The organism is Gilliamella sp. W8126, assembly GCF_016102185.1.
GTDB lineage: Bacteria > Pseudomonadota > Gammaproteobacteria > Enterobacterales > Orbaceae > Gilliamella > Gilliamella apis_A.
Map to the genome: position 1 here is coordinate 38,854 of NZ_JACFPE010000003.1, position 20,700 is coordinate 59,553.

The window sequence follows — 20,700 nt, forward strand, 5'->3', positions numbered from 1 at the left end:
GGCGCGAGGTAACTCAAGCCCGTTTAGTTGTTTATATAATGATTAAATTTAAAGGTTAATTATGGCGAAGAAAGATTATTATGAAACATTAGGCGTGAGTAAAAGTGCCAGTGAAACTGAGATAAAAAAAGCCTACAAACGCCTAGCCATGAAATATCATCCGGATAAAAATCAGGATAACAAAGCTGAAGCTGAAGCAAAATTCAAAGAAGTTAAAGAAGCTTATGAAATCTTAACCGATCCACAAAAGAAAGCTGCTTATGATCAGTATGGCCATGCCGCTTTTGAACAAGGGCAAGGTGGCGCTGGTGGTTTCGGCGGATTTGGTGGTTTTGGAGGCGGTTCTGCATTTGATGATATCTTCAGTGATTTCTTCGGTGGTGGCCGAGGGCGAGGTCAAGCCGCATCGCGTGGTAATGACTTACAATATAATATTTCATTAACATTAGAAGAAGCAGCTAGCGGTGTAAGCAAAGAAATTAAAGTACCAACTTGGGTAAATTGTGATGTTTGCCATGGTCAAGGAACTGAAAAAGCTTCAGATGTTGTAACTTGTAATACCTGTCACGGTGCGGGTGTTGTGCAAATGCGGCAAGGCTTTTTTGCTGTGCAGCAAGAGTGTCCGACTTGTCATGGGCGTGGAAAAGTGGTTAAAAATCCATGTAAAAAATGTCATGGAGAAGGACGTGTTCAAAAAACTAAAACACTTTCGGTTACTATTCCTGCTGGGGTTGATACAGGAAACCGTATTCGACTCTCAGGTGAAGGTGAAGCGGGTTTAAATGGTGCTCCAGCTGGTGACTTATATGTACAAGTACAAGTAAAACCGCATGCAATCTTTGAGCGAGATGGCACTAATTTACATTGCGAAATTCCAATTAATATTGTGTTAGCATCACTAGGTGGTGAGGTTGAAGTACCAACCCTGAACGGTAAAGTTAGCCTAACCATACCGGCAGAAACACAAACCGGTAAAATGTTTAGATTACGTGGAAAAGGTATTAAATCATTACGAGGCAGTGCTGTAGGTGATCTCTATTGCCATGTTGCAGTTGAAACACCAGTTAATCTAACTAGCAAACAAAAAGAGTTATTAAAAGAGTTAGGCGAAAGTTTTAAATCGGATAAAAACTCAAAACATAGCCCAAAAGAAAAAAGCTTTCTTGATAAAGTGAAGAAATTTTTTGGATAACATTCTTTATTGATTATACAATCGAGCCAAATAATGGCTCGATTTTTTTATTCTGCTTTTTTAAATAGTATTATTGCTGTTTTCAGATATCGTATATTTTTCTTTATTATTCAATATCCCTTATTGACATTAAACCATATCTTAATTAGCATATTAAATTAGTAAGGTGGCTAACTAATTTTATGGATATAAAGTATGCAGCTTGAAAATCGCTATTTATCTTTTTGCAATATTTTGAAGAAACAAAACACGGTAGATTTAGAAAAGATCCGAACATGCTTTACGTTGTTATCTGTTGCTAATCTAATTGATATAGAGTGTGCCAAACGTCTTCAGAAATATCATCTCTCAGAAAGTCGATTAATTATTTTAGTTTTATTAAAAGAATACCAAGAATTATCTTTGCAAGAAATTGCTAAATTATTAGGGATAACTAAAGCTTCAACAACAACACTTGTTAGTTCTCTAATTAATGATCAGCTAGTATCAAAAAGAAATGATGACAATGACAAAAGAATTTCTATTATTTGTTTAACCCCAGCAGGAATGGATTTATTGACGGAAACGTTAAAAGAGCACAGTTTTTGGATAGAAAAAATAACTAATAATTTATCTGATAATGATGTTGCTATATTCAAAAAGGTATTAAGCCAAATTCATGAAAATGTATCAAGAAAGGAAATCGTTAAATGAAACTAATTGAAGATTTACAAAGGTTAAGACGAGATTTAATTACTCAATTACCCCAAGATGTACAAAATATTTTGGATAACTCATTAGCAGATATGTTAAGTGAAAAACTAGATAGTCATTCTTTACAATGTGGAGATATTGCACCAGACTTTTCACTAATATCAACTGATAATCAAGAAATCAATTTATACAAATTACTTGAAACTCAACCCGTAATTATTAGTTTCTTTCGAGGTAGTTGGTGCCCGTTCTGTGTAAAAGAATTAGAACATTTTCAAAATAATTTAGAGCTGATTCAGCAAGTTAAAAATATGCATTTTATTGCTATTTCACCGCAGAAAGCTTCAATTAGCGCACAGTTAAAACAAGAAAAATCGATGTCGATAACGATACTATCAGATATTAAAAATAACATAGCTAATAAGTTTGGTTTAGTATTCACATTACCTGAAAAAGTTAGAGAGTTATATAATAGTTTAGGTGCTAATTTATTGGATTTTAATGGCGATGATAGCTATACATTGCCAATACCAGCAACTTATTTAATTGGGCAAGATAAAAAGATTTATTTTGCTTATGTTAATGCTAATTATATGGAACGAGCTGATATATCCGAATTAATAAATGTATTAAACTAATAAAGATTTAAATTTATTTAATAATATAAAATGTTACTAATCTGATATAAAAAGGGATAATATAAAATATTATCCCTTTTTATATTAAATTTAATTAAAACTATAAAGTTACATTTTAATCGTGAGAACATACTTAATAATATGACGTTGTTGTTCTGCTGTGAGTGAGTTATAAGGTAACAGCTTGTGAAGATAAAGAAAAAAGATTTTATTGCTCAAGATCTGTTAGGGCGAATTTATCAACAATTAAGTTTTGTTAATCAAAAATTGCCTCCCGAACGAGAGCTTGCGGAAAGTTATGGAGTCTCTCGTCATACTATACGTAAAGCGCTAGAAAAACTGCTGCAAATTGGTATTATTTCGGTTCAAAAAGGTTCGGGTGCTTTTATTAATCAACAAGCTAAAAATAATCCTTTAATTTATAATTCGCTGACTGAAAAACATTATGATCAAATCAACTCTAAACTGATTTTATTTCGTAAACGACGAGTACAGTTGGAAGAAAAACAAACATTTAATCTAACTGATGATGAATATATTTGGGAGTTTCATCGTATTCGTTTTGTTGACGGTCGAGGTACCCAAATTGAGATTTCTAAGTTACCTTGTCGATATTTTCCTGATCTGAAACAAAAAAATATTGAAAACTCTATTCAACAATATGTATTAAGTAAAGGCTATGAGATATCCCATTATCTAACTCAATATCAAGCTGTTGCCATTAATCGTCAGGAATCTGAATTACTCAAATGCAAAAAAGGCATGCCAGCAATGAAAATTATTAATCGGTGTTTTTTAAATAATGGTGCAATTTATGCCATTAGTGAAATTATTGATATTCACTATACTTGTACTTATATTACACCGTTTAATAAACCTAATTTTGAATTAAGATTAGTTGATGATAAAAAGTAAATTTATCAATCAACTTTGGTTATTTAAAAAATATTCATTATCTTGATTTATGGGGTATGTATAACTCCATTGGGCAAGCGGCTTTGTGTCCATTCATGTGGTCGATAAACCACTGGATATTTATCTGCCTGAGCTTTATCTAGTGTAACGCCAATGCCTATTTTCTCTATTGGATATAAATAGCCTTGTTTGGCGGCAATAATACCTGGAAATACTGCCTGTGTATTTGCCGAATAAGGAATATATTCCTGAATTGCTGCATTATGTAAATGAATATTTAAATGAGTATTCACAGCTGCTCCAATTGGTGTCATATCAGGTGGGCAATGCCAAGCAACTCTTATCCCAAATGGTTGGCAAAAAGTAGCTAATTTTAATGCAGGTGTAATTCCGCCAATTTGTGAAACATGGCAACGAATAAAATCAATTCTACGTTGAATGATCAGCTCTTGCCATTCTAATGGATTATTGAATAGTTCACCGGTCGCTAAAGCAACTGAAGTTTGGTTACGAATTTGCTCCAGCCATTGGTTTTGATTAGGCGGTAAAATATCTTCAATAAAATATGGTTGATATTGCTCAACTTGTTTAGCAAAAGCGACTGCTTGATTAGGAAATAATCTTTCATGTACATCATGCAAAAAATGGATTTTATAACCATATTTTTCTCGTAACTTTTTAAACATCTCTAAAGTATTTTGCATATACTGATCTTGATCAAAGTAAGCACCACTACTTGACTGTTGTGGACTATGCAATTCTTCTGGTTTGCCACCGTAAAACCCTAACTGACAACGAATATGGCGATAACCTTGACTAATACATTGGTCAACTTGTTTAAAAAGTTCTGACAATGTTTCACCGGTAGCATGAGTATACACTTCTATCGCATCTTTTGATTTACCACCAAATAATTGATAAAGAGGCATATTCGCTAGTTTGGCTTTAATATCCCATAATGCCATATCAATACCAGCAATAGCATTATTAATGATTGGCCCATTACGCCAATAAGCATTAACCATTAACATCTGCCAAATATCTTCAATATTATTGGCATCTCGGCCAATTAGCAACGGTTTTAAATATTCATCAACAATGGTTTTTACGGCTAATGGGCGCTGTTGAAAAGTTGCACAGCCATAACCAATCACATCTTTATCTGTATAAATAATTACGGTAACAAGATTATGTCTATCAGGTTTAGTAATGATACATTCAATGTCAGTGATAAGGGTTGGTAACATAGGGTTAGAATCCTCTTTAAAATTTTTTCTTTTTATATAATTACCGATATTTTTCACATCTGTAAAGAGCAAAATATTAGTGAAAAATTATTGGTTCAAATTTGAATTAAAATTGTCGATAAAAAGCATACCAATTGAAAAATATAGTAAATTTCAGTGTTAAAACCCCTTTTTTTGTGATCTAGATCAAACTTTTCATTCTTGTATTGATAATTTAAAGTTTCTATTATTTTAATTAAACCAATTCTAGGGACGATTGAGGTTCTAATGAGTAAACAAGAAAGTATTAAAAAAATTATCGCTAATATTGGTGGTAAGGAAAACATTAAAAATGCTTGGCATTGTATGACACGTTTACGATTTGATTTAGTTGATCAAACCATGGTCAATTGGGATGAAATTAAAAAAATTACCGGGGTAATTGGTGCTCAATTTCAAAGTGATCAATGCCAAATTGTAGTAGGTACTCAAGTTAAAGTTTATTTTGACATTCTGGCTGATGAAATAGGATTACAAACGCCAGAAAATGATCAAGCTAAACAACTATCCAAAGAATCTGTCAAAGAACGTAAAGGCATTGTTTCTTTGTTTATGGATACGGTGTCTGGTGTTTTTGGTCCTATCGTACCGGCGATTGCTGGCGCGGGGATGATTAAAGGGTTACTTGCTGGTCTCATTGCGTTAAAAGTCGTTCCTAAAACCAGTGATACAGTTATTATTATCGATTTAATCGCTAGTGGTGTGTTTTACTTTTTACCATTTTTTTTGGCGGTTTCGGCAGCAAAAATATTTAAAACTAATGAGTATTTAGCCGCTGCAATCGCCGCTTGTTTGATGTATCCAACTTTAATTGATGCGGCAAAATTACTAATAACTAATCCTGATGCTGCCAGTTTTTATTATTTTTTGGATATGATACCAATATCGATTTTTAACTATGCTGGTAGTGTTATTCCGATTATCTTCTCTGTACTGGCATTAAGTTATATTTATCGATTCGTTGATAAAATTATGCCTAATGTGCTCAAAACAGTTTTCACACCAACGGTAACTTTATTTATTGCTGGTTTATTGGCTCTTACCTTAATTGGTCCTATAGGTATCTATTTAGGTAAATTGTTAGCACTATTTATCCGTTCGCTATTTGATGTTTCTGCTGTGTTTGCTGGCGCTATTGTTGGCGCAATTCGACCGGTCGCTATTTTGACGGGTATGCATCATGCAATGACCCCTATAGCGTTGCAGAATTTTGCTGAATTAGGCTATGATATGTTGATGCCGATGATGTTTATGGCAAATATGGCCATTGCTGGTGCGACTGCTGCTATGTATTTTAAAGCGAAAAATAAGCAAGAAAAAACGGTTATTGTTTCTGCCGCAGTATCTGCATTATTAGGTATCACCGAGCCAGCTCTATTCGGTGTATTAACCAAGTATAAAAAAGCCTTTATTGCCGCAACTGCCGGTAGTGCGATTGCCTCCGCTTTTATTGCTTTATTTGGTGTAAGGTTATATGGCTATATTCTATCGAGTATCTTTAGTTTACCCGCCTATATTGGTCCATACTTTATCTTTGCAATATTGGGGGTATTAATATCAATTTGCTCATCGTTCATAATGGCTTATATTTTTGTTGGCAAAAAATAGGCCTAATTTTTAAATAACCTCATAACAGCTCGTGATATTACGGGCTTTATCGATCAGGTTATATCAAAAGTATGGCTTAATATTGCCACCTTTTCTAAAGGTGGTTAAAGAATTTTAATATATAGCATATCTCATCTTCAGGAATGATAATTTTATATTTTTCTTCAAAAACAACCAATTCATCTTTAATAATTGAATATTCATTCCTATATTTACGAATATAATTTTGTTTATCAATAAATTTAACTTTGCTCTGCTCGCCATTAATTATCTGTTCAAGCATACAAGCGATATGCATAACCAGTCCAATCAAAGTGTTATTTGATACTCTAATATTAAATTTACGGGTTATATTTTCATTAAAATGCTTAATATCTGTTAGTAAATCGCGCGGTTCAATATTGGATAAAATATTCGAAAGTGTTTTTTCGATTAAAGAGTAAATGGTTTCAATATCAATTAATTGCTGTAATTTCTTAATATTGTCCGGATAAATTAATGATGTTAAATCGAATTGACTTATTGAAGTATTAAAGTTAAATGGGCTCACTATAGCAACAATAGTATGACTTTGCTGAATTTCTTCGATTTCTTTAAATAATTTATCATCTTCGTGAGATAAACTAAGTGCAATAATGTCTAAGATATTTTGTCGGTATGAAAGTACATTATTTAATAAATCTATGGTGATATTGGTACTTTTATTCGGCACATTAATAATTAAAATAGCTAATTTTTTATTAACTAAACTCTCTTCTTGCGGTGCTGATACTGATGGCGCTTGATTAAGCATATGAATTTGTAACACATTCTCATATACTTCTTCTAAGCCATATCCATTCATTGCATTTTGAATTGCCTCAATAACATGTAAAGTACTAACTAGTTGAATTGTTTTGGTTTTAATGTTACATTTTGCCTCTATCTCTTCACCAAAATTTTTCAAAGATCCCATATCAACCAGTAATAGCATGTCTGATTTATTTTTAGTTAATTGAATATGGTTAATAATTTTTTCGAGAATTTTTTGTGGCAATTCATCAAGTGGTACATCAAAAGCAAGTGCATATTCAATGTTAAGTAAGTCATGTGCTGTTTTCGTGATTGACGTTGCGGTTTTATCTCCGTGAGCAATAACGACAATTTGCACATTATTTGAAGGTAAAATAGGATTATTAGTACCATATATAAAAAACATGGCCAGATAAGCTGCTTCATCGATGGGCAGTGTCGTATCCATAATGTGTTCAATCATTGTAAGACAATCAAGTGCAGCATTAAATTGATTTGGATAATTCGTTCGGATTTTATTTAATTGCGGATGACTAATCTTTTGATTGCTATTTATTCGCTTTAGTGTCTGTTCGATATGGTTAGCTAAACTATAATAAATACGATTATTAAAGCTACACTGTAAACTGTTTTCAGCCTGTTCAATTAAGGCTTCAGTCAAACGTAATACTTTAGTTGAAATTATATTTTTCAACTTATTCTTATCATATTTTTTAGTATTATTATAAATATAAGTATAAAAATAATCCTGAATTTCTTGTTCAATTTCTTCTTCGAGTTCGAAATTTTCCCTACCTTGAGTTTTTAATTCAGCGATTTTTCGATTTACGATATCGTAAATATCATTCGATTTATTATTTTCATATAGGATCTTATTATTTTCTCCCTGAAATATAATATTTTTTCGATTAATACCAATGATTTTATTCCACGTTTGACGATGTTGTGTTTCAATCAATAATGCTTCACTGATGTGATTTGGTAATAGAGCACTATTAATATAAATATACTCTGAATTACTGTAGGAAATATGTTTGGCATAGGCGGCTGCACAAATAAAACGAATATCAGCTTCAAGTTGCCCTATATTATTGGGGCAGTTATAGCCTAACAAAGCGCGAAGGGCATTACTTGATACGACAATTTTTTCTTTTAATTGTGCAGATTCGGTATTAAAGAAATTTTGAATTAGATTAAACCTTTCCTCAAAAGTTCTTGCTCTTAAAGGCGGAATTGTTAAATTCATAGGAAAGCGACGAGTAAATGTACGCAATAATGCTGAATTAGGATCTTCTGTCGTTGCGGCAATAATACGAACTTGTGCGGTTCGTTCTACGGTATCACCTAGTCGTCTAAAAAGGCCTTTATCAATAAAAGTAAAAAATATTTCTTGGCCTTCTGGAGGTAAACGGTGAACTTCATCTAAAAATAACAGCCCGGTGTGCGCTTTTTCAACTAAACCTTCACGATCATCGATTGCACCACTATAGGCACCTTTTTTACAGCCGAATAATTGGGTTAAAAGTAGTTGTGGATTTGAGGCGTAATCAGCACAATTAAAATGGATAAATGGCGCATCAGGACTAATTTTATTGACACTTTTAGCATAGTTATAAATCAGTTCGGCAAACAGTGATTTGCCAACCCCAGTCTCACCAGTAATTAAAATATTCATACCATGAGGAGGGTAAAATATGGCTGCTTTAGCTTGTTCAATCAAGGTATGCAAACTGGTGCTAGACTCGATGAAATTTTTGAATTCACCAAATTTGAAATTTGGTTTGTTTTCGGTTTTTATCGAAGATTTAGCAATAGAATATTTGACTGGTTTTCCTTTATCTTTAACCACTTTTCCTTGCTTAATAAGCTGATTTAATTCGTGGCTAACATTTGCGCGAGAATAATTCAGTAATGTGGCAAGTTCAGAAGTAGTAACTCCTTCACTGTTTTTTAGCGTTAATTCCTGTAATTTTTGGAAAATAATCTCAATTCTTAACATTTCACATCCTAATGTGTTTTAGCAAATCCATTCTTCAATGTGTATTAAAACACATAAAAACACATTAGCAACTTAAAAAATTACTTATTGATTATTTTTAATTTATTTTGTTTTGGCACGGTTATTGCTGTTATTTATTACATGAAATATATCAAACTGAGGAAAAATTAATGAATGAGTATGAAGAGATTGTAATGCAACTAATTACTAATAGCGGTGATGCAAGAAGTCGCTGCCTAAGAGCAATTAGAGCTGCTCGTAAAGGTAATTTTGAACAAGCCGATAGTTTAATTGAAGAAGTAAAAAAATTTTTAGCCATTGCGCATAAAACACAGACTGAATTAATTCAAAACGAGATTCAGGGTAATCATATTCCAGTTTCGTTACTGATTATTCATGCTCAAGATCACTTAATGAATGCAATTTCAATGCGAGATTTAGCCATTGAAATTATAGAAATATTAAAAGATAAATAATTAAAGGGGTAATTAATATGACTTATAACATTATGCTAGCTTGTATGGGTGGATTCTCTACCAGTATGTTAGTCAAAAAAATGAAAGAGTCTGCGGAAAAGATGGGTATTGATGTCAATATTAATGCAGTAAGCGAAACTGAATTAGATCAATATGATGATCTGGACATTATTATGTTAGGACCGCAAATAGAGTATATCTATGAAAACTTAAAAAAACAGCATGACATTCCAATAGTTGTTATTGATTCTCTGGACTATGGAACGATGAATGGTGAAAAGGTGTTAAAAACTGCCTTAGAAATTTTAGACAATGGAATCAGCTAATAAGAGAGATTTTATTATGATAAATAATAAAGAAACGCTAATGAGCTTTAGAGCAAAATTGCAAAAAGTTATTGGTTCTATTCAATCAAGTTATTCTGTGCAAGCTGTTTCAAGTGGCATGATGATGCTATTACCTGTCATGATGGTGGGCTCGATTGTTGCGGTTTTAAATAGTTTAAATATTGAATCTTATCAGGCAGTATTAGTGGCAACAGGATTAAAATCCGCTTTTAAAGTTGCTTCAGTAGTCACCATGAACGTGATTTCACTCTATGTCGTGGTAGCTATTGCCTATAAGATGGCAGAATTACATAAAAAAGATGGTATTTTAGCTGCATTAATGGGGCTAATGGCTTTTCTTTTTATCACTCCAATGAAAACCAACGGTATTGCAGCCATTGATCTTTTGTATGTTGGTTCAAGAGGAATGATTGTTGCGATGTTAGTAGGATTATTTGCTACACGTTTTTATATTTTCTTACTTAATCGTAAACTAACGATAAAAATGCCTGAGTCAGTACCTGATTTTGTATCAAAATCTTTTTCGAGTCTCATCCCCGCATTTATTATTGCCGTAGTATTCGCTCTAATTAATGCGTTAGTTGGTCTTACTGAATTTGATAATGTACATAATTTAATTTATTCCATAATTCAAGTACCACTTCAAGGCTTAGGTGCAAGTTTAGCAGCAGCGTTATTAATTGTATTTTTAGCGGAATTTTTATGGTTCTTTGGTATTCACGGTTCAATGGCGACTTCGGCTATCTTATATGCTTTATTCTATCCTTTTGATATAGCCAATTTAGAAGCATTTCAAGCAGGTCAGGCGTTACCATTTATTGTCACTATGACATTTATTAATGCACAAAAAGGACCTCGTTATTTGGCATTATCTATTTTATTAGTACGCTGTAAGAGCCAACAAATGAAAAGTTTAGGTAAGATTGGCTTTATACCAGGTTGCTTTGGTATTAGTGAGCCTTACAAATTTGGTTTACCTATGGTATTAAATCCAATTTTATTTTTACCTTTAATTTTTGCCGGAACCATTAATGTGGGCTTATCTTATTTTGCTACATTGATTGGTATTATTCCTCGTGTTAATGGTATGCCTCTACCAACGGCTGGAACGCCTGAAATTATTAAAGGATTTATGATTGGTGGTTGGCAAATGGCAATATGGCATGTGGTATTATTGGTTGTTGCTATGTTGGTTTACTTTCCATTTGTTCGTTACATGGATAGACAAAAACTCAGTATTGAACAAGCGGCAACGGAGAAATAATAGATGCACAATAATATTATAGTTAATGCAGTTGAAAGATTAACACCAAGCCGTGTGCGTCTAAGTTGGCAATCACCAGCACAATCGCAAGAGGTAAAAATTTATTTGAGTGATAGTGCTGATATAAAAAATGCTGAAAAAACTGTACTTACTCAAACAACACAATCAAGCATTGATTTAGATATTCTTGATGATAAACGTTGCTATTTTATCCTTGATATTAATGGTCAAAATTATGTGACTGCTGAACGTGTTCTACCATTGGAAGGTGCAAATAATTTTCGTGATATTGGCGGCTATAGAACTGGTGATGGTAAAACTGTTAGATGGGGTAATCTTTATCGTTCGGATCATTTACATAATTTGACAGATAAGGATATCGCATATTTAAAAACAGCAAATTTTCATACTATTATTGATTATCGTAATGAAAAAGAATACAGCAAACAACCCAATCGCTTGTGGAATAATCAGCTAAATACATTTCGTTTAATTCCCGATGCATCTTCAGCAGAATTAGCAGCTAAGGCTAGTAATGATCATGAAAAAATACAGGAGCTCATTAGTTTAAGCCAAAGCAAAAATGGCAAAATGATTATTGATGGTTCAGGGCTAATTATGCAAGAACAAAATCGTGATTTTATCCGTAATCCTGAAACAGCCAAAATATATAGAGAACTTATTGATATTATTTTAGATAGCCGAAATTTGGCGATAGTACAACATTGTCGAGGAGGTAAAGATAGAACCGGTTTCGGTATAGCTATTATATTAGCTATTTTAGGCGTTGATGAACAAACTATATTATTAGATTATGCAATGACAAGTGAATTAAGGTATTCTCGTAATATGCGTAGAATGGAGAAATATAAAAAAGAGACCGATAATGCCGAAATTTTAGCTTTTTTGTATTCTATGATGGAAGCGCGTAGTAGTTACCTTGAAGCTGCATTTGATGAAATGCGTACAAGATTCGGGTCAATTGCGGGATATTTAACTAAAGCGTTAAAAATAACAGAAAGCGAGAGAGAAAAAATAAAACAAAATTATCTATATTAAAAAAATTAACCCAGTATTAAACTGGGTTAATCTAATTTATACTATTTCATACTCTGTAAATTACATTTTAGTAGTAAATGTACGAGCAATAACGTCACGTTGTTGTTCAGCAGTTAGTGAGTTAAAACGTACTGCATAACCAGAAACACGAATTGTTAATTGTGGATATTTTTCTGGGTGTTGTACTGCATCTTCTAATGTTTCACGACGAAGTACGTTTACATTTAAATGTTGACCACCTTCAACTTTAATTGTTGGTGCTACATCTAATGGAACTTCACGATATTCGAATTGACCAAGTTCCGCAGTTGGGACGATTTGATCTTCTTTGTAAACTGATTTAGCAGCAACACAACGAGCTTCTTTGGTTGAATCATCTAATAACCAGAAAGAATTAAGTAGTGCTTGATTGTCTGCTTTAGTAATTTGGATACCTGTAATCATTTTTAAATCCTCCTAATGGATCTGGACCTTATTGTCCTAAATTATTTATAAGTAATATAGCACTTTCAAAATTTGATTAAAGTCAAAAAAAGCTATTAATCTGATAAGTTTTACCGTTGATTGTGTGGGTTGACCTGATTTTTGCAAATAACTTTATATTTATTAAAAGGTAATCTTTTATTGTCATTTGCAATTTAAGTAATATTTTGATGATCTTAAACTAAACAAGGTATTTTATTCATCTTTTTATTAGTTGAACACGTATTGACTGTTGAACGAAGAGTACTTTTCTCATCATTGATTATCAGTAGGTTTATTGGTATTTTTAGGTATAATTAATATCATCAATAAATCCAGTGTTGAACTAGATAAAACAATTGTAAAGGTCAAATATGAGTAATCAATTAACATGGAATGATGTTATTGGCTCTGAAAAAGAGAAGCCCTATTTTCAACATATAATGCAGTTTGTGGCAACGCAGCGTGCACAAGGTAAAATTATTTACCCACCTCAGCACGATGTATTTAATGCTTTTCGTTTTACGGCATTTAGTGATATTAAAGTAGTGATATTAGGGCAGGATCCTTATCATGGTCCAAATCAAGCTCATGGCTTATCCTTTTCTGTATTACCCGGAATTAAACCGCCACCCTCGCTTATAAATATCTATAAAGAGTTAGCAACTGATATTGAAGGATTCACGATACCTAATCATGGCTATTTAGGCTATTGGGCTACTCAAGGTGTGTTATTACTCAATAACGTATTAACGGTTGAAGCAGGACAAGCTCACTCGCATGCCAAAATAGGTTGGGAAACCTTCACCGATCATGTTATTGCGGCAATTGATAAATATCTAGAGGGTGTTGTTTTTTTACTTTGGGGCTCACCAGCACAAAAGAAAGGTCAATTTATTGATCGTCAAAAACACCATGTGTTAACGGCGGTACACCCATCGCCATTATCGGCTCATCGTGGATTTTTCGGTTGTAAACACTTCTCAAAAGCCAATAATTTTATTTTACAGCATGGTAAAACACCTATCGATTGGCAACCACGATTACCGGAAAAAAGTAAATGAGTAGTAATAAGAAACGCCGTCCAGGCTTACAGGAAATTGCTAATTTAGTTGGGATCAGCAAAATGACAGTAAGTCGCTTTTTGCGAGATCCTAAGCTTGTATCTGAATCACTTCAATTACAAATATCATCGGCTATTGATAAGCTCGGGTATATTCCTAACAAAGCTCCTGATATGTTATCAAATGCCAAAAGTCATGCTATTGGAGTTGTATTTCCCTCATTAACTAACCAAGTTTTTGCTGATATTTTAAAAGGTATTGAGATGGTTTCCGATGTGCAAGGTTATCAAACCATGATCACTCACACCGGATATAACGCTGATAAAGAAGAGTTACGAGTCCGTTCTTTATTGTCTTATAATATTGATGGATTAATTTTGACGGAAAGGATACATAATCCAGCTACCTTAAAGATGATTGAAATTTCAGGTGTCCCAGTAGTGGAAATTATGGACAGCGTGTCGCCTTGCATTGATATGGCGGTTGGATTTGATAATTTCACAGCTACAAAAAATATGATTCATCGCATGATAAATAAAGGACGACGCCACATAGTTTATTTTAGTGCAAGACAAGATCAACGTAGTATCATTCGGCAACAAGGCTATGAAAAAGCTATGCAAGAGGCAGGATTAACGCCTAAAACATTAGCTACTAAAGAAGCCTCATCTTATGATTTGGGGGCGAGATTTTTACACCAGATATTAAAAGAATATCCATGTGTTGATGGTATTTTTAGTACCAATGATGATTTGGCTTTAGGTGTATTACTTGAATGTCAGCGTATTGGCATTGAAATACCTAAACAAATAGCGATTGTTGGTTTTCATGGTCATAAAATTGGTCAGTATATGAATCCTAAATTAGCTTCCATTCATACGCCAAGAATTGAAATGGGAAAAATTGCTACAGAATTACTCTTGAAACGTATAAATGGTGAAAATATTGCTGAAAAGGTCATCGATTTACCTGTTGAATATCTTGATGGTGAAAGTTTGTAATCAATTTTAAAATATTTTCTAAAATTTATATCATTATCACATTATTGATTAAGTTGGGATGGATTTCAGGTTTTCATGATTTGATATCTATGCTACAATCGCCTCTCAGTGGTTATTTACACCTACTAATTAGATCATCAAAGAATAACACTGAGGCCCCCATGAAAATTGTTGAAGTAAAACACCCTCTAGTTCGCCATAAAATTGGCTTAATGCGTGAACACGATATTAGCACAAAAGATTTCCGAAACCTTGCCAGTGAAGTTGGTAGTTTATTAACTTATGAAGCAACCGCTAACTTACCAACAGAAACCGTAACCATTGAAGGTTGGTGTGGCCCTGTGCAAGTAGAACGTATTAAAGGTAAAAAAATTACTGTTGTTCCTATTCTACGTGCTGGTTTAGGTATGATGGATGGCGTATTAGAACACATACCTAGTGCAAGAATTAGTGTTGTTGGTTTTTATCGTAACGAAGAAACACTTGAACCTGTTCCTTATTTCCAAAAACTCACTTCAGATATCGAAGAACGAATGGCGTTAGTTGTTGATCCAATGCTAGCAACCGGTGGTTCAATGGTAGCAACTATTGATCTACTTAAGAAAGCAGGCTGTAAAAATATTAAAGTGTTAGTTTTAGTTGCTGCGCCAGAAGGTATCAAAGTATTAGAACAAGCTCATCCTGATGTTGAACTTTATACGGCATCAATTGATGAACGTCTAAATGATAAAGGCTATATTTTACCTGGGCTAGGTGATGCCGGAGACAAAATATTTGGCACTAAATAAAATCTCAATTTTTAGACCGGTTTATCCGGTTTTTTTATGTCTGCTATTTAATAATTAATTTGCTATTAGCAAAAAGAAGTTTAAGAAGAGAGGAAAACGTGGTTAAAATCAATAATGATGAAATTGAAAAGGATACTTCACCATTAAAACCAGCCTGGCAAGATATTTTTACTGGTGCTCAAATGCTGTTTGTCGCTTTTGGTGCTTTAGTCTTAGTGCCATTGTTAACTGGTTTAAATCCAAATGTAGCATTATTTACTGCCGGTATTGGTACATTGTTATTTCAACTTGCAACTAAAAATAAAGTACCGGTATTTTTAGCCTCTTCTTTTGCTTTTATTGCTCCAATTTCTTTTGGTGTAGCTCAATGGGGAATACCGGCAACTTTAGGTGGATTGGTTGCCGCTGGTTTGGTATTTATGTTTTTTGCTTTTCTGGTCAAAATTAATGGTAACAATGTTATCGATCGGATTTTACCGCCGGTAGTTACCGGGCCAATTATTATGGTAATTGGTTTATCATTAGCCCCCGTTGCAGTTGGTATGGCTATGGGTAAAGATAGTGGACTTCAAGCCGAAAATTATCAACTTATCATTATTTCCATGGCTTCTTTGTTAACGACTTTAATTGTTGCTATCTGGGCAAAAGGCTTTTTTAGATTGGTTCCAATTATTGCTGGTATAGTGGTTGGATATGCACTTTCATGTGCTTTTGGTATTGTCAATTTTCAACCAGTTATTGATGCACCATGGTTTAAAGTGCCTGATTTCACATTTCCTGAGTTTCAGTGGCAAGCTATTTTATATATGATCCCTATTGTGATTGCCCCAACTATTGAGCATGTGGGTGATATTATGGCAATTGGTGCTGTAACAGGTAAAGATTATACTCGTGAACCAGGTTTACAGAGGACATTGTTGGGTGATGGATTGGCTACTACAACAGCAGGATTTTTTGGTGGGCCTCCATGTATTACTTATGCCGAAGTTATTGGTGCGGTAACCTTAACCCGCAATTTTAAAACTCAGGTAATGACTTGGGCGGCGTTATGGGCAATCTTAATGTCTTTCATTGGTAAAATAGGGGCATTTTTAAGCTCAATTCCAACTGTCGTAATGGGTGGAATCATGGTGCTGTTATTTGGTTCAATTGCTTCGGTTGGTATTAATATTTTAGTCAAACATAAAGTCGATCTTTCTGTATCACGGAATATGTGTATTGTCTCGTTAGTACTAGTATTTGGTATTGGTGGCATGATCTTTGATTTTGGTTCTTATGCATTACAGGGTATTAGTTTATGTGGGATTTTAGCCATTGTGTTAAATTTAATCTTACCGCAACAAACTAAAACAAATAACTAAGATAAACATTCTGGCCGTTAATTATAAAATCGATTAATGGCTAATCATATTTCCTCTTTTTTACTACTCTATAAGATCTCTACGTTTTACTTAATAAATAATTATTTTAGTCAGCAAGCGCTAACTTTTATAAAAAGTATTCATAAATATAATAAGCCAACTCTGATCCAAAGCGTTGGGGATAACTTAATAACTATTATTTCTGCTCAATAAAATAATAAAACATATTTCATTTATAGTATGTTATTTAGAATAAATAAGTGAGTAATAACTTTTAAATAGTAGAGCTATTTTAAAAAAATTGAGGAACGGGGTTTTTGGATATGAAGGTCGATTCTTTTGATGGTAATAATAGTGATTTTTATAATTAATTTTCCATTAAGACTTTACGAAGCTTAACCAATAAAGTGGCTAAAAAAGTTGCGAGAAATTTTTCTATCTTTATACTACTCTACTCTTTTAAGTAAAAAATTCTGACTGAATTTTTGCAAGTTTGCATATAAATTTAAATAAAAAAATATTAATTGGCGAGATCGTCTAGATGTACTGTAATTTCCAAAAGCCAATATGGGCAACATATATTTTAAATTCGTCAAAGTTGAGCTCCCAATATTCATTTTTTACTATATTTTGTTTTTTATCGAAATCAAGCAGAATTCTGCGTTTTTTTTTTACAATCCTTTTGCCGTTCTTTTTTATCTCGGCGGATTTTATTAGGGTTAATAATGGTTGCTTTTATGCAACTATCCTTTTCTAGTCAAGCATTAACATCTGAAACATCAAATCTTATTCATGGTCATGCGCCTCATTTTACCTTTGATGGAGGAGGGACTCGTGTGACTAACACCGATAGCCTGCTCGGGATAACCCTCTCTAATGGAACTAAATACACTCCTACAACAAATAATTCATTTATTAAGCCAATCGAATTACCAAATTTAGGTGAAACGTTCGCTAATATCGACATGTTAGTGCCAACTGATACTTATTCAATAAATTTAAGTTCACTTATCGCAGAACCATATAATTATTTTGGAGATGATGATGGCGATGAGAATGTTACCGCTACTGGTTCTTTAACATTATCTATCGTAGATAAAAATAATCAATTGGTTGCACGTAATGCAATATTAGATATCTGTAAAGCGCCATACAAATTAACATTATCCAATACTGATGGCGCCTTAACTACTCGTTATGGCTTTCCAAATAGTAATACTTTTAACGCGAGTAATACAACTTATTATATCAATCCTAAAATATCGCCAAAAGTGTGTTTTGCTAAACCCAATTTATTATATGGTTCAAAAGTAACAAATATGGGGCATTTTGCAGGTCCTCCATCCATTTGGGATCCTGAAAATGGGTTTATTACCCAGTCGTTTGATTCGACCACTTATGGTTTAAACTTCCCAACGACAGGCGCCGATGGTTTATATTTTGATTTAATTATAGGTGGTGTTGCTCAACCCTTAAAATGGGAAGAGGTTGAACGCGAAGGTATTAAAGCAACGATGACACCAGATCCCTCAGGTACAAGTGTACGAGTTAAACTGACAGGTCCTGTTGCTACTGAGTGGGAATCAGATTCTCCTGATAATATATATAACCCTTCTTTGCCCCAGACTTTCGAGTTAGTTGGTCGAGACAGTAGTGATAATGAAGTGATTAAATACGGTTTCCAGTTAAAACAATGGTTCGTCAATCGAGGGCCTAAAAATTACAGCTATCAACAAATATCGTGGTGTGAAAAGATTGGTTATCGTATTACTGAAGTAAAGGATTTAACTAATGCAATTTGCCCATCAAATAATTATAGATGTCAAGGTTTTGTTGGTGCAACTCCTTCATCATCTGATGGTTATTATGAACGTAACATCGGTGCAGGTTTATTTGCAGAGTGGGGATCTATGGGTGATTACAATGCCAACTTTAATGACTTCCAAACCTCCCTTAGGTGGTACTGGACAGATGAGGTTCTCAACCAGGGCAATGATTATGATAAGAATTATCGGTATATAGTTTCTGCGAGATATGGTCATGTAGATTTAACAGGAAATTGGGGTGGCGGTGGAGTTAATCTTGTCTGTGTCTCTCATTAGCGGTTTAGTGGTATTGTAATGCGTAATCCATACGCCTAAAATCAAACAGATTTATTTTTGATAAATAAAAAACTCACTTATTTCTCAATAAGTGAGTTTGGTTTAATAGTAATCAACAACCATTATTTTATTGGACGCATTGTCGGGAATAAAATGACATCGCGAATAGTATGACTGTTGGTAAATAACATTACAGTTCTGTCAATACCGATCCCTAAGCCAGCAGTTGGTGGTAGGCCATGTTCTAATGCGGTGATGTAATCTTCATCATAGAACATTGCTTCATCGTCACCGGCATCCTTTTGTGATACTTGATCGGCAAAACGTTGCGCCTGATCTTCTGCATCATTAAGTTCTGAGAAACCATTACCAATTTCTCGTCCACCGATGAAAAATTCAAAGCGGTCAGTGACAAATGGGTTTTCATCATTACGACGAGCCAGTGGTGATACTTCAGCTGGATATTCGGTGATAAAAGTTGGTTGTATTAAGTTAGCTTCAGCAACTTCTTCGAAAATTTCAGTTACAACTCGACCTAATCCCCAACCTTTTTCTACTTTGATTCCCACATCTTTGGCAATTGCACATGCTTTATCAAAATCATCTAAATCCGCATTATTCGTTTCTGGACGATAATGACAAATTGCTTCACGCATCGTCATTTTGATAAATGGTTTTCCAAAATCAAAAGTATGTTCGCCATACTGTACAACTGCATCACCAGTTACTGCGATAGCTAAACGGCGGAATAATGCTTCGGTTAATACAATTAGGTCTTTATAATCGGCATAAGCCATATACATTTCCATCATTGTAAATTCTGGATTATGTCGTGGTGATACCCCTTCATTACGGAAGTTACGATTAATTTCAAATACTCGTTCAAATCCACCAACAACTAAACGTTTTAAGTAAAGTTCTGGCGCAATCCGTAAGTACATATCTAAATCTAGCGCATTATGATGAGTAATAAACGGTTTTGCTGAAGCTCCACCAGGAATCACTTGCATCATTGGTGTTTCAACTTCCATAAAGTGGTTTTCAAGCATAAAGTTGCGAATTTCAGTCACCACTTTTGAACGAGCAATAAAGGTATCTCGAGATTGTTGGTTAGTAATTAAATCAAGATAACGTTGACGATAACGCATTTCTTGATCGGCTAAGCCATGGAACTTATCTGGTAATGGGCGTAGTGCTTTTGTTAATAAGCGAATTTCTTGACAATGGATTGAAAGCTCACCAGTTTTGGTTTTGAACAAATAACCTTTAGCACCAACAATATCACCAAGATCCCATTTTTTAAATTGTTCATTATAGTAATTTTCTGGTAGATCATCACGAGTGACATAAAGTTGGATTTGTCCAGTTACATCTTGTAGTGATACAAATGATGCTTTTCCCATAATACGGCGCATCATCATGCGACCAGCAACAGTAACGATAATTTTATTTTCGATTAGCTCTTCGTTAGTTTTATCATCATACAATTTATGAAGATCGCTTGAGATTGCATCACGACGAAAATCGTTTGGGAAAGCAATGCCTTGTTCGCGAATTGCAGCTAGCTTTTCACGACGTATTGTAAGCTCGTTGTTTAACTCTTCAATATGGTTTTGTTGCTCTTGCTGTGTTGACATAATATTACCTTTTATT

Annotated in this window: 18 protein-coding genes; 14 read left to right on the forward strand and 4 right to left on the reverse strand. The window is 33.8% G+C overall.

Annotated elements, in window-relative coordinates:
* Positions 1–61 precede the first annotated feature (61 nt).
* The 4 genes from dnaJ (at position 62) to H3S74_RS07280 (ending at position 3,438) form a co-directional block, all read left to right on the forward strand.
* Positions 62–1,192 (forward strand): molecular chaperone DnaJ, encoded by a 1,131-nt coding sequence (dnaJ, locus tag H3S74_RS07265; RefSeq protein WP_110446910.1) that lies wholly within the window; start codon positions 62–64, stop codon positions 1,190–1,192.
* Between the two features lie 195 nt (positions 1,193–1,387).
* Complete coding sequence (locus H3S74_RS07270) at positions 1,388–1,885, forward strand: MarR family winged helix-turn-helix transcriptional regulator (RefSeq protein WP_086363220.1); 498 nt, start codon at positions 1,388–1,390, stop codon at positions 1,883–1,885.
* The gene (locus tag H3S74_RS07275; protein ID WP_110446912.1) at positions 1,882–2,523 is read left to right on the forward strand and encodes a peroxiredoxin-like family protein; all 642 of its coding nucleotides are present in this window, start codon (positions 1,882–1,884) and stop codon (positions 2,521–2,523) included. The genes H3S74_RS07270 and H3S74_RS07275 overlap by 4 nt, the downstream gene beginning before the upstream one ends.
* Before the next feature lie 192 nt (positions 2,524–2,715).
* A complete protein-coding gene (locus tag H3S74_RS07280) occupies positions 2,716–3,438 on the forward strand; it encodes a GntR family transcriptional regulator (RefSeq protein WP_366940014.1) in 723 nt (240 codons plus the stop codon).
* Between the two features lie 47 nt (positions 3,439–3,485).
* Here H3S74_RS07280 and H3S74_RS07285 read toward each other — a convergent pair whose 3' ends face one another.
* Entirely contained in the window at positions 3,486–4,685 is a 1,200-nt protein-coding gene (locus tag H3S74_RS07285; RefSeq protein ID WP_198247585.1) for an enolase C-terminal domain-like protein, read from the reverse strand.
* Positions 4,686–4,952: 267 nt separating this feature from the next.
* Here H3S74_RS07285 and H3S74_RS07290 point away from each other — a divergent pair, with 267 nt between their 5' ends.
* A complete protein-coding gene (locus H3S74_RS07290; RefSeq protein WP_198247586.1) occupies positions 4,953–6,332 on the forward strand; it encodes a PTS transporter subunit EIIC in 1,380 nt (459 codons plus the stop codon).
* Positions 6,333–6,426: 94 nt separating this feature from the next.
* Here H3S74_RS07290 and H3S74_RS07295 read toward each other — a convergent pair whose 3' ends face one another.
* Positions 6,427–9,123 carry a sigma 54-interacting transcriptional regulator gene (locus tag H3S74_RS07295; RefSeq protein ID WP_198247587.1) on the reverse strand — a complete coding sequence of 899 codons (2,697 nt, stop codon included), beginning with the start codon at positions 9,121–9,123 and terminating at the stop codon, positions 6,427–6,429.
* A 170-nt stretch (positions 9,124–9,293) separates the two neighbouring features.
* Between H3S74_RS07295 and H3S74_RS07300 the strand changes: the two genes are divergently transcribed.
* The 4 genes from H3S74_RS07300 to H3S74_RS07315 are packed head-to-tail and all read left to right on the forward strand — an operon-like array spanning position 9,294 to position 12,269.
* Positions 9,294–9,599, forward strand: a complete 306-nt coding sequence (locus H3S74_RS07300; RefSeq protein ID WP_198247588.1) for a PTS lactose/cellobiose transporter subunit IIA — start codon at positions 9,294–9,296, stop codon at positions 9,597–9,599.
* 17 nt (positions 9,600–9,616) lie between these two features.
* On the forward strand, positions 9,617–9,925 hold the full coding sequence (locus tag H3S74_RS07305; protein WP_110446916.1) for a PTS sugar transporter subunit IIB: 309 nt from the start codon (positions 9,617–9,619) through the stop codon (positions 9,923–9,925).
* A 16-nt stretch (positions 9,926–9,941) separates the two neighbouring features.
* On the forward strand, positions 9,942–11,210 hold the full coding sequence (locus H3S74_RS07310; protein ID WP_086363214.1) for a PTS sugar transporter subunit IIC: 1,269 nt from the start codon (positions 9,942–9,944) through the stop codon (positions 11,208–11,210).
* Positions 11,211–11,213: 3 nt separating this feature from the next.
* A complete protein-coding gene (locus H3S74_RS07315) occupies positions 11,214–12,269 on the forward strand; it encodes a tyrosine-protein phosphatase (protein ID WP_198247589.1) in 1,056 nt (351 codons plus the stop codon).
* 60 nt (positions 12,270–12,329) lie between these two features.
* On the opposite strand, the gene grcA is transcribed toward H3S74_RS07315, so the two are convergent.
* Positions 12,330–12,713, reverse strand: coding sequence for an autonomous glycyl radical cofactor GrcA (gene grcA / locus H3S74_RS07320; RefSeq protein WP_034902904.1), 384 nt, complete (start codon positions 12,711–12,713; stop codon positions 12,330–12,332).
* Between the two features lie 392 nt (positions 12,714–13,105).
* On the opposite strand from grcA, the gene ung reads away from it, so the two are divergent.
* From ung to H3S74_RS07345, 5 genes are all read left to right on the forward strand, one after another.
* Entirely contained in the window at positions 13,106–13,795 is a 690-nt protein-coding gene (ung, locus tag H3S74_RS07325) for a uracil-DNA glycosylase (protein WP_198201816.1), read from the forward strand.
* Complete coding sequence (gntR, locus tag H3S74_RS07330) at positions 13,792–14,796, forward strand: gluconate operon transcriptional repressor GntR (RefSeq protein ID WP_086363211.1); 1,005 nt, start codon at positions 13,792–13,794, stop codon at positions 14,794–14,796. Before ung ends, gntR begins: the two co-directional genes overlap by 4 nt.
* Positions 14,797–14,957: 161 nt before the next feature.
* Positions 14,958–15,584 carry a uracil phosphoribosyltransferase gene (upp, locus tag H3S74_RS07335; protein ID WP_034902911.1) on the forward strand — a complete coding sequence of 209 codons (627 nt, stop codon included), beginning with the start codon at positions 14,958–14,960 and terminating at the stop codon, positions 15,582–15,584.
* Positions 15,585–15,691: 107 nt separating this feature from the next.
* The gene (locus tag H3S74_RS07340) at positions 15,692–16,945 is read left to right on the forward strand and encodes a uracil-xanthine permease family protein (RefSeq protein WP_370547589.1); all 1,254 of its coding nucleotides are present in this window, start codon (positions 15,692–15,694) and stop codon (positions 16,943–16,945) included.
* 725 nt (positions 16,946–17,670) lie between these two features.
* Positions 17,671–19,047, forward strand: a complete 1,377-nt coding sequence (locus H3S74_RS07345) for a hypothetical protein (RefSeq protein ID WP_198247591.1) — start codon at positions 17,671–17,673, stop codon at positions 19,045–19,047.
* A gap of 122 nt (positions 19,048–19,169) precedes the next feature.
* Here the strand turns inward: H3S74_RS07345 and lysS are convergent, their stop codons facing one another.
* Complete coding sequence (gene lysS, locus H3S74_RS07350; RefSeq protein WP_086353725.1) at positions 19,170–20,684, reverse strand: lysine--tRNA ligase; 1,515 nt, start codon at positions 20,682–20,684, stop codon at positions 19,170–19,172.
* Between the last annotated feature and the right edge of the window lie 16 nt (positions 20,685–20,700).